The organism is Candidatus Paceibacterota bacterium, from assembly GCA_035452965.1.
Classification (GTDB): Bacteria; Verrucomicrobiota; Verrucomicrobiia; order Limisphaerales; family UBA8199; genus UBA8199.
On the sequence record DAOTCE010000002.1, the window covers coordinates 39,657 to 53,874 of the forward strand.

The 14,218-nt window shown below is 63.8% G+C and carries 9 protein-coding genes; 2 read left to right on the forward strand and 7 right to left on the reverse strand.

Annotated features, from left to right (window positions below; genetic code table 11):
• Positions 1–29: 29 nt before the first annotated feature.
• From mutS to P5205_02260, 6 genes are all read right to left on the reverse strand, one after another.
• Positions 30–2,789: a DNA mismatch repair protein MutS gene (gene mutS, locus P5205_02235; GenBank protein ID HSA09164.1), complete on the reverse strand. Its 2,760-nt coding sequence runs from the start codon at positions 2,787–2,789 to the stop codon at positions 30–32.
• A 70-nt stretch (positions 2,790–2,859) separates the two neighbouring features.
• Positions 2,860–3,528, reverse strand: a complete 669-nt coding sequence (locus P5205_02240) for a type II secretion system protein (protein ID HSA09165.1) — start codon at positions 3,526–3,528, stop codon at positions 2,860–2,862.
• 96 nt (positions 3,529–3,624) lie between these two features.
• A complete protein-coding gene (ribH, locus tag P5205_02245) occupies positions 3,625–4,149 on the reverse strand; it encodes a 6,7-dimethyl-8-ribityllumazine synthase (GenBank protein ID HSA09166.1) in 525 nt (174 codons plus the stop codon).
• 97 nt (positions 4,150–4,246) lie between these two features.
• Positions 4,247–5,446 carry a bifunctional 3,4-dihydroxy-2-butanone-4-phosphate synthase/GTP cyclohydrolase II gene (locus tag P5205_02250; GenBank protein ID HSA09167.1) on the reverse strand — a complete coding sequence of 400 codons (1,200 nt, stop codon included), beginning with the start codon at positions 5,444–5,446 and terminating at the stop codon, positions 4,247–4,249.
• A gap of 210 nt (positions 5,447–5,656) precedes the next feature.
• Positions 5,657–7,270 (reverse strand): hypothetical protein, encoded by a 1,614-nt coding sequence (locus P5205_02255; protein ID HSA09168.1) that lies wholly within the window; start codon positions 7,268–7,270, stop codon positions 5,657–5,659.
• Positions 7,271–7,469: 199 nt separating this feature from the next.
• On the reverse strand, positions 7,470–9,632 hold the full coding sequence (locus P5205_02260; GenBank protein ID HSA09169.1) for a PQQ-binding-like beta-propeller repeat protein: 2,163 nt from the start codon (positions 9,630–9,632) through the stop codon (positions 7,470–7,472).
• 991 nt (positions 9,633–10,623) lie between these two features.
• Here P5205_02260 and P5205_02265 point away from each other — a divergent pair.
• Positions 10,624–12,714: an elongation factor G gene (locus P5205_02265; GenBank protein ID HSA09170.1), complete on the forward strand. Its 2,091-nt coding sequence runs from the start codon at positions 10,624–10,626 to the stop codon at positions 12,712–12,714.
• 62 nt (positions 12,715–12,776) lie between these two features.
• Positions 12,777–13,160, forward strand: coding sequence for a nucleotide-binding protein (locus tag P5205_02270; protein HSA09171.1), 384 nt, complete (start codon positions 12,777–12,779; stop codon positions 13,158–13,160).
• Between the two features lie 65 nt (positions 13,161–13,225).
• Here P5205_02270 and P5205_02275 read toward each other — a convergent pair whose 3' ends face one another.
• Entirely contained in the window at positions 13,226–14,173 is a 948-nt protein-coding gene (locus P5205_02275; protein HSA09172.1) for a DUF72 domain-containing protein, read from the reverse strand.
• Between the last annotated feature and the right edge of the window lie 45 nt (positions 14,174–14,218).

Genomic DNA, 14,218 nt, shown 5'->3' on the forward strand with positions numbered 1-14,218 from the left:
ACCGGCGAGGCGTTGCCGGGGCCGGATTTTCAGCCAAACAAATCCAGCTGCGGAGGCGGGGCCAGTTGTTTAAGCTTGTCACGGTCCTGCTGGCGGCGGGTCGCCTGGCGCACGTTGCCCTCGGGCGTGAGTTCGGACTCCTCCAGGTTGCCCAGGATTTCCTTCGCTCGCTCCAGGACGGCCCTGGGCACACCCGCCAAGCGCGCCACCTGGATGCCGTAGCTCTTGTCCGTGCCACCTTCCACGATCTTGCGCAGAAAAACGATCTGCTCGTGCCACTCGCGCACGGCGACATTTAAGTTCTTCAGTCGCGGCAGCCGCCCCGCCAACTCGGTCAGCTCATGATAATGCGTCGCGAAGAGCGTTTTGGCGCCGACCTGGTTGTGCAGGTGCTCGACAATGCTCCAGGCCAGGCTCAGGCCGTCAAAGGTGCTCGTGCCGCGGCCGATCTCGTCGAGTATAATCAGGCTCCGGGGCGTTGCGTTGTTGAGGATGTTGGCCGTCTCGCACATTTCCACCATGAACGTGGATTGTCCGCGCGCCAGGTCGTCGCTGGCCCCGATGCGTGTGAAGATGCGGTCCACCAGGTCAATCCGCGCCTCCGCCGCCGGGATGAACGACCCGGTCTGGGCCAGCAGCACCAGGAGCGCCACCTGGCGGATATAAGTGCTCTTGCCGGCCATGTTGGGGCCGGTGATCAGGGCGATCTGTGTCGCGCCGTCCAACCGCGCGTCGTTCGGCACAAAGCGCTCCTCGCTCAAGTTCTGCTCCAGCACCGGATGCCGACCTTCGCGGATGAACAAGCCGCCCTCGTCGCCGACCTGTGGGCGGCAATAGTTGTGGAGACGCGCCGTCTCGGCGAAGGACCCCAGGACGTCCAGTTGCGCCAGCGCCGCGGCCGTCTGCTGGATCGCCGCCAGCCGCCCCAAAACGGCCTCGCGCACACGCTGGAACAACTCGTACTCCAGCTTCACGCTCCGCTCCTCCGCCCCCAGAATCTTGCCTTCCATCTCCTTAAGGTCCGGGGTGATGAACCGTTCACCGTTGGCAATCGTCTGCTTGCGGATGTACTCCGCCGGCACCTTGTCCAGGTTGGCTTTGGTGACCTCGATGTAGTAGCCAAACACGGAGTTGAACCGCACCTTGAGGGACTGGATGCCGGTGCGCGTTATTTCGTCCTGCTGCAGTTTCGCAATCCAATCCTTGCCCCCGCGCATCGCCACGCGCAGCTCATCCAGGGCCGCATCGAAGCCGTCGCGAATTAGCCCGCCTTCCTTCACGGCCAGCGGCGGCTCTTCCACAATTGCCCGCCCAATCAATTCCACCAGGTCCGGCAATTCAGTCACGCGCCCGGCCAGTTCCTCCAGCAAGGCAGGGTGCTCCGCCTCCACGTCTGCGGACGCCCCGGGCGACGGATTCGCAAGGAGGCTCTGATCCAATTCCGCCCCCCGCACTGCGGGTTCCGCGGTTCCTGCCATCAACTCCTGCAAGGTCTGCCTTAATCCCGGGAGCTGCTCCAGCGCCAGGCGCAGGGCGATGAGGTCGCGCGCGTTGCCGGTGCCCGCGCTGAGCCGGCCCAGGGTCCGCTCCAGGTCCCGGACTTGTGCCAGTTGCGCCCGCAGTTCCTCATGGCCGGCGACCTTCTCCATGAACGTCTGTACCGCCTCCTGCCGCCGCCGAATCGGCGCCACCGCCGCCAGAGGCTGAGAGAGCCAATCGCGCAGCCGCCGCGCGCCCATCGGTGTCACGGTGCGGTTAAGCGCGCCGTAGAGTGAGGCGTTCCGGGGCGCGTCGTGATGCAGGGGCTCCAGGATTTCCAGGTGCCGCAGCGTGGTGTGGTCCAGCGCCAGGTAATCGCTCCGCTGGTAGAAGGAAATGCGGGTCAGGTTCGCCACGTCACGCCGGAGGTGTTGCGTCAGGTAATGCAGCGCCCCCCCCGCCGCCCCAATGGCCGCGGTGTGGTCCTTCAGGCCGAAGCCGTCCAGCGAGGCTACCTTGAAATGCTCGCGCACCGTGAACAGCGCCGTCTCCGGCGCAAAGACCCAGTCGTCGTAGCCGTTGAGTATCCAGCCATAGCCCGCAGCCGTTGAGTTGGAGCGGCGGGCGACTTCGGAGCGCGGACTTTCTTGTCCGCCCGATTGCCTGGGGTCGCCGGGCGGAAAGGAATGTCCGCGCTCTGATGAGGAGGAGTTCAGGGTCGGGGCGGGGCCTTCCTCTCTCGCCCCGCGCCTCGATCCCTGCAACAAGTCTCTCACCTGCCCCGCCTCTGCCGGATAGATCAGTTCCACCGGACGCAAGCGCTGGAGTTCAGTCAGGGCTTCGGCGTCCCCATGCACTTCGGTGGTCGTGAAATCGCCCGTGGTCAGGTCCACAAACGCCAGGCCGAAAGTCCGCCCCGCAGCGCACACGGCGCCCAGGAAGTTGTTCCGCTCCGCCTGGAGCATTCGTTCATCGAAGTGCGTCCCCGGACTCAGGATTTGCGTCACCTCGCGCTTGACCAACTGCCCGGGCCGCGCGTCTTCCATCTGGTCGCAGATGGCCACCTTGCGCCCGGCCTTGAGCAGGCGCCCGACGTAGGCGTTGGCAGCGTGGAACGGAATGCCGCACATGGGCACCACGCCGCGCTTCGTCAGCGCCACGTTGAGGAGCTGGGCGCCCGTCTGGGCGTCCTCGAAGAACATCTCGTAGAAGTCGCCGAGGCGGAACAGCAGCAACGCGTCCTTGGGCAGCTCGCTCTTGATGCGGCGATATTGCGCCATCATCGGCGTGAGTTGGGCGTTGCTGGCCATCGGCCAAAACCTTAGACGGGTTTGCCAGCCGCGTCGAAACGAAATTCAGTCCGGGAGCGAGTGGACCTTGCTAGGGAATCGCCAGGCGATTGGAGCCGCCCTCGGCTGTGCGGACAACGGTGCGAGGATCGCCGTTTCTGACTCCCTCAACTCGGCCGTCGCCAAAGGCGATGTATCCGCTCCGGGAGTGGATCTCCCGGGTCCAGCCAATCCTTGTGCCGTTGCCGACGGCTACAAAGCCTGCGTTTCCCGCTGCCTGGTTCGTCAGATTCCGGTCCCCGCACAGCATGCTGGAACCGTCGTCGGGAACAGCGTCAACGTTGAGGAAGTAGCTGATGTTCTTATCCGTCAACCCGCTCGTGAAGTTGGTCGGGCAGGTCCGGCTTTCTTCGTTGGGACACCAAAGGATACGTGGGGTGCCCAGTTCATTCGACACAACTTGGAAGTGTGGGAATACCAGGCCGCTGCCGATCTGCTCCAGAGTGCCCCCGTTGGTTACCGACACCTGCATGGGGAAACGATCGTCGTTGTCGATGGCCCAGGTCCTGAATGCCAGGCTGACTTGTTTCAAGCAGTTGGCACATCCAATTCTTGAGGGGCGGGCTCTGGATCTCATCAACGCAGGCAGGATGACGAAGGCCAGAATAGCCAGGATGGCGAGGACAATGAACAGGTCAACGATGGTGAAGGCACATGCCGATTTCCTCAGCGGCACTTCTCGAACTGCCCCGGCTCTCATGGCTTCATTAAAGCCGGCCAGCAGGTCTTGGCGAGAGATTTCTTGGCCGTGTCGCGTAGCGGCGTCTCGGCAGAGCGCCGCTGTTTTGGTCCAAGATCAGCGGCGCTCTGCCGAGACGCCGCTACGCAGGCTGGCCATCACCTGCGCCATCGCCAGCGCGGTCTGGGCCGCCTCCCGGCCCCGGTTGCGCTTCGGGTCGAGGCAGCGGGCGCGCGCCTGGTCCTCGTTCTCCAGCAGCAGCACCTCGTGGATCACCGGCACCTCGTGTGCCACCTGGATCTCCATCAGCGTCCGGCTCACCGCCTCCCCGATGTGCGCGGCGTGGACGGTTTCGCCGCGAAGGATGACCCCGAGGCAGATGATGGCGCTGAAAGGCGACGCGTGGTGCGTGGTGCGTGGTGCGTGGAGGGAGCCGGCCCGGGCGAGGCGCGCCGCCACCAGGGGAATCTCGTATGCTCCCGGCACCCGCACCACCTGGACGCCTCGCGCCCCCGCGCGCTTCAACTCCGCTGCCGCCGCCCGCAGCATGCTATCCACATAGCGCCCGTTGTAACGCGAGGCCACTATGGCAAACCGCGCGTCGCCTGCCCGGAATCGTCTCGACTTGATCGGTTTCAGCATAAACAGAACGGAGCCATGGAGTGCTGGAGCGGTGGAGCGGCGGGCGGGCCGGAAAGGGCAGCACGCCAATACTCCGTTACTCGGTCACTCCGCCGGTTCACAATAGGTGTCCGAGCTTGTCGCGCTTGGTTTTGAGATAGTGCGCGTTGTGCGGGTTGGGTTTGACCCGGATTGGGACCTGCTCGACGATTTCGAGGCCGTAGCCTTCCAGCCCCACAATCTTGCGCGGGTTATTCGTCAGCAACCGAATCTTGCGAAGGCCCAGGTCCGCCAGGATTTGCGCGCCCAATCCGTATTCGCGCAGGTCCATGTCGTAGCCGAGTTTCTGGTTGGCCTCGACGGTGTCGTAGCCTTGTTCCTGGAGCTTGTAGGCCTTGATTTTGGGCGCCAGGCCGATGCCCCGGCCTTCCTGGCGCATGTAAATCACCACGCCGCACCCCGCCTCCGCCACCTGCCGCATGGCCTGGTGCAACTGCGGCCCGCAATCGCACCGCCTCGATCCGAAGACGTCCCCCGTCAAACACTCGCTGTGGACCCGAACCAGCACGTTTCGTTTCCCCGCGACCTCGCCGCATACCAGCGCCAAATGGTGCTGCCCCTCGATCTTCGATCGGTAGAGGTGCAGGTCGAAATCCCCGTATTCTGTGGGCAGCTTTACCACTTCCACCCGCTCCACCAGTTTCTCCCGCTCGCGGCGGAACTGGATGAGGTCGGCGATGGAACAGATCTTCAGCCGGTGTTTCCGGGCGAACCTTACCAATTGGGGCAGCCGCGCCATGGTGCCGTCGTCGCTCATGATCTCGCAGATCACCCCGATGGGCCGGCAGCTCGCCAGGTGCACCAGGTCCACCGCCGCTTCGGTGTGCCCCGCCCGCTGCAGCACGCCGCCCGGCCGCGCCCGCAGCGGGAACACGTGCCCCGGTTGCACCAGGTCTTCCGGCACCGCGGTGGGGTCGGCCATCACCCGGATCGTCTCTGCCCGATCGGCGGCGCTAATGCCCGAGGTGATCCCGCGCGCCGCATCCACGCTGACCTGGAAGTCCGTTTTGAACGTTTCCCGGTTCTGGTGCACCATGCGTTCGATGCCCAGTTGCTGGAGGCGTTCCGAGGTGGTGGGCACGCAAATCAAGCCGCGCCCGTGTTTGGCCATGAAGTTCACCGCCGTCGGCGTCACGAATTGGCCGGCCATGATCAGGTCGCCTTCGTTCTCGCGATCGGCGTCGTCTACTACAATCACCATCTTCCCGCGCCGCAGGTCGGCGGCGACCGATTCGATGGAGTTAAACCGCTGCGTCATATTCCAGCCAAAGGCTACCGGAGCGTTCCATAATTGCCAGCTCCAAAAACTCTCCGGTTCAGACGGTGAGGCAGGTTTCCGTCGGGCCCGGCGCCCCGGGACGAACTGGGGTCCGTAAGAGGAGTCCCCCGCTCGTGTTCCGCTTGGGGCGGGGCCGGGAGATCGCCTTGGCCTTCCTGGCTTTGCAGCGGCTGCCTGGTTTCGTGGTCGTTACCGCGACGGATGATCCGGGTATCTGCTTGCCTCGTTTCGGGCGGTTTCCCTCAAGGCCTGGATCAACTCCAGGGTGAAGGTCTCACTGCGCCTGAGGGAGTTGGCGACGCGCTCGAACGGGGTGGCTCCGGGCTCCTTGGCCGGGTTCATAATGTCGCGCTCGAAGAGCTTGTCCACGGAAGGCGAGTGCAGGCGGGCCAGTGATTCTGCCAGCTTCGGCCAGCTCCACACATTCTGGTAACCCGTGCGCTGCTGCCAGGCGTCCAACGCATCCACGAAGCCCTCCAGCGCCGTCTTGACCCCGGTGCCTGATTCCGATGTGGCCACGTAGTCGAGGAAGGCGGCCTTGAGCCGGAGCATGCACACGAGGTCCGCCACGAAGCGCTCGGGATTGTCGAACAGCAGCCCCTTCAGCGGCCCGGCTTTGAGCTGGCGGTTCGGCAGTTGATCCAGGCGATCGGCGGCGACGCGCATCGCGGCGGTGTAACCCGATTCGAGGCTCTCCCATCCCTGCGCGATCAGCTCGCCCTGGCCCGGGATCAGGTCCTCGGCGAATCGCACGAAGTCCTCGCGGGCGATGGGCTGGCCGGTCGCGCCGCGCGCGAAGGCGAAGGTGTTGGGCAGTTGCACGCAGTGGGTCTGCGCATTGCCCATGACCCCGCGCGGGCCTTGGTTCTTGCCCGCCTCGCGCGCGCCGGCCACATCAAACCGTGTCATGGGCAGAGAAGGCTCGCCCTCGATTCGGCCGTAGTTGAACGAAATGACCTTGTCCGCCACGCCGACCTTCTCGGCATACTTGAGGCCGTTGGCGATGCCCCACGGCCTGGGGTCGAACTTCTTCAGAAGCGTCAGCGCCTCCACAAACTCCTCTTCCGTGCCGTAGTTGAACTTGCCGTCCCGATACCAGCGCCCGTAGGCGGGCCAGCCGACGTGGTTCCAGTAAACCAGCTCGATGCCCGGGCGGAGGCTGTCGAACATCTTGCGGTGCGCCACCAGCAGGTTGACGAACTCCTCGTTGGTCGAGCCGGGATAGCCGCCGGGATCGCTGTCAATGATCGCCACGCCATCCACCCTCGCGAGCGGGCGGAACAGTTCCCGGCGCCGCTCGATCAGTTGGCCCAGCGCCGCCGGGTCGCCCGGATTCACCCGCGTGTCGCAGTAGAAGAAATGCCGTTTCTCGAACGGCGCTTTGCGGGCTTCCTCGTCCTTGACGCCCACATTCGGGCAGAGGGCGATGTAGACCCGCATGCCGAGTTCGCTGTGGAGCATGTCAATCACCGCGGAGATCTTCTTGAGAGCGGCGCGGTCGCTCCGGGTCAGCGGCGAGGGCATGGTTTCGAGCACCGGCCAGATCATCACCGAGTTGTAGCCCAGCGCCTTCAACCCGCCGCAGTAGCCGCGGTAATCCTCCACCTTCCACGTGCGCGCCGCATAGGGGTAGTTGTAAGGCCAGTGCTGGTGGATGTACATGCCGACGAGACCGCGCGGCAGTTCCTCCGTCCGCCCGCCGGCGCCCGCCAGCACCCCAAGCAACCACAAAGCCGCCGCCAACTTTCCAATGGACCGCACTCGGCCACCGGGACTGCCCCCCGTCACAATTCTGCTTCGCATAGTCTTCCGTCCAGCTTCATTCCTATCTACTACAGATTTGGAGTGATGTCGCGCAATTACCGGCAGATGTTGGCGCCAGAGCGCATGGGGGCCGGCGCACTCCGAAGCGCTATCGCGCTGTTATGACGTTCGTTGGCGCGTCAGCGTCGTGGAGAACCGCCGTCCTCGGGCGCCCTCATCCGTCGCTCCAACGGGCCGTTTAGGGCGCCCGGCACTTGATCGCCGTCAGGCTGCCGTCGAACGCTGTCAGGTAGGCGTTGGCGCCGTCGCAGGCGACCGAGCACATTACAAAGAGTTGAGGCGAGGCCTGGTATTGCCAAAGCAATTTGCCGGAATCCGCGGCGAGAGCTGACACGGTGCCTTTGCCGCTGCACACATAGACCACTCCGTTCTTCTCGGTTGGTGCGGTCGGGATGGCGCTGAGATGGGCGGGGACGCTCCACAGTTCCTTGCCGGAACTGTCAACTTTCACGAGGTCGCCGTTGGTCTTGCGCAGATAGACGAACTTGCCGTCCTCGGAAAGGCCGGTCGCGGAGACCCCCTTTACCGAGCCGACCGGCTCGCCGGTTTCGGCGTTGAGGATGCTCACCATCATGTTCCGGTCGGCGATCATGAGCTTGCCTTCGGCGATCACCGGCATGGCGTCGGCCGGGCTGTAGTAACGCTTGGCGCCCTTGGCAACGCGCGAGCCCTCGCCCAGTTGCTGCCAGACGAGCTTGCCGTCTTTGGCGTTCACGCAGCGAACGTATTGGTCCCAGGCTCCGTAGTAGATCTTGTCGTTCCAGGCAAACGGCTTCGACTCGACCGCGTAGGTGCCGTCCTTGTTGACCCAGGCCAGCTTGCCCGTGGCCGCCTCGAGCGCGTAAAGCCAGCCATCGTTGCACCCGAAGATCACTTTGCCATCCGCGAGCACGGGCGAGGAGTAAACCGCGTCGCCTGCGGTGAACGACCACACTTTCACGCCGGCAGTGGTGTAAGCCGAGACGACACCGAGTCCGTTAGCGGTATACACTTTCCCGCCGGACACCAGCGGTTCGGCCAGTATTTCTGCGCCCGTATCAACCGCCCACGATCCTTGGCCGGTCTTGGCATTGATGGCGCGCAACTTGCCGTCGTTCGCGCCGACATAGACCACACCGTCGGCGACGGTGGGTGTGACCTTGCTGGACGCCGCAAGGTAGGCGCGCCAGGCCGTGGGCTGGTTCGCGGGTTCGAAGAAGAACTGCGTGCTGCGCGTAAAATGCCCGCCGCCCCCGGCGAAATCCACGCGCAGGTAGTGCGCCCCGGGCAACAGCCCGCTCACGTCCGCGCTGCCGGCAGCGGTCCAGTTCGGCGCCTGGCCTGAGAGCGTTAATTCGCCATTCAGCTCATCGTCAACTGTGTAAGTGACCTTCTCGACGCTCACCTGGCCGGACAGACGCGCCGAGATGGCCAGCTTGCCGCCGCCCGACGCGCGGAAGGCGGGGGAAGTAATCGTAATGTCGGGATAGGACGATTTCGCGGGGAGCGTTTTTTCGAGGAGCTTCAAGCTCGGGGCGGGCTGGCCCACTTTCCAATATGCCGCACGCAACACGCCGCTCTTGACGGACAGGACCGCAAAACCTGCGTTCGGTCCGAAGGTCGAGCCGCCGGTGGTCTCGTCAATTCCCTCAACCACGCTGTGCACGTGGCCATGCGAATGGCCGGCCATCAGCAACACGGTGTTGTGGCGGTGCAACACGTCCAGCAGCCGGTCGTAGTCATAACGGCTGGCGAACTCGCTCCCCGGCAAGGGATGGTGGAAGAACACGAATACCGGAGTTCGGGTTCCCACCCTGGCCAGGTCCTTCTGGAGCCAGATAATTTGCTCCTCGCCGACCGATGGACGCGGGTCCTGGAACGTCGGCGTCATCAGCGCCACGAAGTGGCAACCGAATCGGTCGAAGGAGTAGTAGGCGGCCAGGCCCAGCGCGCGCAGGGACTTGAGATTGGCGCGCCACGTGTTGTCGTGGTTGCCGAGTTGGTGATACACCGGAATGGTGCAGCCCTTCCAATAGGAGAGGTAGTCCTCCCATGCCCCGCTGCCACCCCCAAACTCATTCAGGTCGCCGGTTACCAGCACGAAAGCCGGTTTGGGTGCCTTGAGTTCGAACGGCGCGAGGTCAATCTCGCCCAGGCCATGAATCCGCGCGATGGTGGCCTGGCTGTCCGGCCGTGGCGCATGGACGTCGCTGGTGTGGATAAACGTGAAGTCCGACACCGCGACGCTCGGCTGCGCCCGGCCGCACGACGCGACCATCGTCAGCAGCAGCGCCGACAAGGCCCAGGACTCTATTCTACGCCGCTGCGCGCGCCGCGGCCTTCGGATCTCAAACCAGTTCATCAACTTATCCTGATGGCCGGCCTGGAAGTCGTCAAGCCTGCGGGATGAAATCAGCCGGCTCTGGCTGACCGCTTCACGGGGCCAGCAAGGAATGCCACAGGTCGAGCATATTGGCGGGGTCGAACATTGCGGGCACCGCTGCCAACGGTGGTTTTCCGAGCTTCGCATCAATGAAACTGGGGCTTTTTCGTCTTTCGCAGTGCTTTACGTGCTTCGCCGACCTCCGGGGAGCGCGCCGGTGCTGATCCGCCGTCTCAGACGCCTTTCTTGCCTTCAGCTCCCCCGCCGGACGGGCAACGGCACCGTTAAGGTGGTCGCGCCCCGCCGTTAGCTTGTGGTTGGCTGGGCGATGGCTTGTCAATGCGGTCAGGTTACGGTGTGGTTCCCATGGGGGTCGGCCCCCATGGGAACCACACCGTAGCACCGCCATACTGTCACTGTATCGCCAAGCCAGGGGTGCCGGGGTCCGAGGGAGCTGGAGAATGCAGGCAGGCAGCATCACTGTCCAATATTTGGACAGAGCGCGGAGGGGGGCGGGGGTGCCAATCCGGTTCTGGCCGGGGAGCAATGGTGGATTCGAATTCCCTCTGCCTCGGCCGCCCAGGTTTTCCGGCTGAAAACCATGGCGTTAGTCTGTCCCAAGCCCTCGTTGTTAAGGCATTGGCAGGTCAATACCCGGGAGCAGCCAAAAGAGCCTTGCCTGAGAAGCCCGCCTTGTTCCTGGGCGTGGTTTGAGCGGGGGAATTAGCACCCTAAGCTTTAGGGATGGCAGGGCGGTTTCGACGTGAACTGCCGTCCCCCGGCGCTCTCGGCGGGAGCGCCCTACCTTCACCGACAGGTGGAACATCTTCGCAATTCGCCGAGGATTGGGGGAAATCGAACTGCCATTCGGCTTATTTCTCGGCTTGCGCACGACAGGTCGTTCTTTACATTGTCCGTCCCTTTGAGCGTCGGCTCGACCGGCAACAGATGAACTGGGCAGTGACAATTTATGAAAGACTATCAACCAGGTGACATTCGTAACTTCGCCATCGTAGGACATGCTTCGTGCGGGAAGACCATGCTCAGCGAGGCCATGCTGGCCTGCGCCGGCGTGATCAACCGCATGGGGGGCATCGCCGCCGGCACGACGGTGTCGGACTACCATGACAGCGAGCAGCAGCGGCAGATCTCGGTCCTGACCACGCTGATGCACTTCGAGTGGCAGGAGAAGAAGTTCAACATCCTGGATTGCCCGGGCTATGCGGATTTCATCAGCGAAGCGCTGGGCGCGCTGCGGGTCAGCGACGTCGCGGTCGTGGCGGTCCACGCCAACCACGGCGTGGGCGTCGGCACGGACGCCGTCTGGAAATGCGCGAGCCAGAACGGCATTCCCAAGATTCTCGTTGCCAACGCGTTCGACAAGGAGGAGACGGATTTCGAGAAAATCCTGGCGCAACTCCGGGAGCACTTCGGCGAGCGCGTCTTCCCGCTGAGCGTCCCGATCAACGCCGGCCCCGGCTTCAACCAGTTGCTGGACGTGCTGCGCAATCAGGTCACCACCTACGCGACCGACAAGAGCGGCAAGTTCACCGAAGCCCCACCGACCGGCGCCCTGGCCGAGCGGGCCAAGCAGTTGCACGGCCAGTTGATCGAGTTCATCGCCGAGTCGGACGACGCGCTCATGGAGAAGTTCTTCGCGCAGGGCGGGCTCTCGGAGGAGGAGGTGCGCGCCGGGATGCGCGCCGCCATCCAGAAGCAGGTATTCGTGCCGCTGTTCTGCACCGCGGCCGAGAGCAATATCGGTGTCGCGCGGATCATGGATTTCATTGCCAAGTATGGCCCTTCGCCGGCGGACCGGCCGAAGGCGGAGGCCGTGAATGGCGAAGGCAACAAGGTGGAAGTGGCGCTGACCGATCCCGACCCCGTGCTCTACGTCTTCAAGACGATGAGCGAGGCGCAGTTCGGCGAGCTTTCATTCTTCCGCGTCTATTCGGGCCTGGTGAAATTCGGCAGCGAAGTCCATAACACCGCCCGGCGCAGCACCGAGAAGATCGGCCAGATCTACCTGCTCAACGGCAAAACCCGCACGAGCGTCCCCACGCTTTGCGCCGGGGACATCGGCGCGGTGGTCAAGCTCAAGGACACCCAGACCGGCAACACCCTCTGCGGGGGCAAGAAGCCCGTGACGCTGCCGAAGGTTGAGTATCCCCACCCGAACATCCACGCCTCCCTCAAGAGCAACGTCAAGGGCGAGGAGGACAAGGTCGCTTCGGGGCTGGCGGCGCTACACCATGAGGACCCGACGTTCATTTACACGGTGGACTCCGAACTGCGCCAGACCATCGTGTCCGCTCAAGGCGAGCTGCATCTGGAGGTCATCGCTGACAGCCTGCGGCGCCGCTACAACGTGCACGTCGAGCTGGGTGAGCCACGCGTGCGCTACCGCGAGACCATTAAGGCCCGGGGCGATTCGAAGTACCGGCATAAAAAGCAGACCGGCGGCGCCGGGCAGTTCGCCGAGGTCTGGATGCGCATCGAACCCAAGCCGCGCGACACCGGCGTCGAGTTCACCAACTCGCTCGTCGGCCAGAACGTGGACCGCGTCTTCGTGCCCTCGGTCGAGAAGGGCGTTTTAAAGGCCTGCGAGGAAGGCATCCTCGCCGGCTACCGCGTCGTGGATGTGAAGATTGACTTTTACGACGGCAAGATGCACCCGGTGGACTCCAAAGACATCGCGTTCCAGATCGCCGGCTACTTTGGCTTCAAAGAGGCCTTCGCCATGGCCCGGCCCTGCCTGCTCGAACCGATTCACCTCGTTGAAATCCGCATCCCGGACGATTGCATGGGCAAAGTCATGGGCGACCTGTCCAGCCGGCGCGGCAAGATCCAGGGCATGGACATGGAAGGCGGATTCCAGTTGATCAAGGCGCATGTCCCCGCCAAGGAGCTTTACCGCTACTCCAGCACCCTGCGCTCGCTGACCGGCGGGCGCGGCATGCATGCGGAGTCTTTCAGCCACTACGAGGAAATGCCGCGAGAGGCCGAGCAGAGGGTCGTCGAAGAAAGCAAGCGCGCCAAGCAGGCGCAGCAGGCCGAGTAAGCGCCACCGGCGCGCAGTTCGCTCTTGCAGTGCGCCTGCGCCGGTCGCATGTTGCGGCCTATATGAAACTACTGGCTACCTTTGCCTTCGCCCTTTGCCTGGCCGGCGCAGCCGTCCAAAGCCGCGCCGATGACACCAATGCCACCACTGTCACCATCGGGGCGGCGCAAGCGGCGGATCACATTGGCAACCAAGTCACCGTCACCGGTGTCGTTGCCCAGGTCAGCTTCAGGCCGGGCCTTGTCTTTCTGAACTTCGACAAGCCCTATCCGAACAACTCGTTCACCGCACTCATCCGGAGCAAACGCACCAATGATTTTGAGAATCTCCCGGCCCTGAAGGGCAAGGCCGTTGCTGTCAAAGGGAAAGTCATAGACTATAACGGCAAGCCCGAGATCGAGCTGACCGGCAAGTCCCAACTGAAATTGTTGAGCGAGCCAAAGTAGTCGGGGCCGGTCACTTCGCCACACCGGCGTGCGTTCGGCCGCCTTGTCCGGCTGGGCCGCGGCAATCAGACCGCCCCCGCCTGTTCCACCATCGCGGCGATCGTCTCGAGCGCATTCCCCTCGAAACGGTTGTTCACGTAGATGAATCCCCTGGCCGCGCCGCGCTGGCTGCGAGTCTCCAGAATCAGGCCCGCCCCGGCGGCACGGCCTTCCGGGTAGGGTTCCTTGACGCAGTCGTAAGGGCTGAACTGCTTGACGGCTTCCTCGTACTTGCGGCCCGGGCGGAGCAACAAGCGCGCGCCGAGGAAGTCCGGATTGGTGCGGCTGCCCGCCAAGCCAAGCTGCTCGGTCAGGCTTGGCATGTTCTGCCAACTGCTGAATACATGGGCTGCGCCATAGCGCGCCAGCACCGCAAAATACTCCGCCCGCAGAAACGTCCTGTTCCGAATCTCCACCCCGTAGCGCCAGCCTGGCGGCAGCCGGCCAAGGAATTCGTCCAGCGCGGCGACAAACTCGCGCCCGCACTCGAACTCGCGGGGCGAGAAGCGCGAGAACTCGAAGATCAGCAAACCGACGTTCGCCGCGAATTCCCGGCAGGGGCCAAGGAAAGCCGATTCAAACCGCCCGGCATTCAGAAAATCCGGGTTGACCGTGCCGGCGCGCCGCCCGAACCGCGGCAAATTGGCAAAGCGCTTGATTGTGATTTGGTCGGTCACCTTGAGCGCGAACAGGAAATCCTCCGGGACCTGCGAGACAAGCTGTGCGAGGAAAGCGCGGTCGGGGAATTTGTAGTAGGCTGCATCCACACACACCGTCTTGAACACTTCCGCATACTCCGTCAGGCAGAGCCGCTCGAAGCGCGCCTCGGAGAACTTGCCATGCCAGATGTAGCGATCCGTATCGTAAAGCTGGCCTTGCCAGCCGGGGTATTTCCAGGAAGAGGTGCCGATAAAGATCCCTTCCCTCGCCAGGGCCGCCGCCGCCGCCTTCATCTTGTCGCGGTCAAATGACATGCGCCGTGGACAATCTGGCGCCCAGGGCCTGATTCTTCAAGGTCG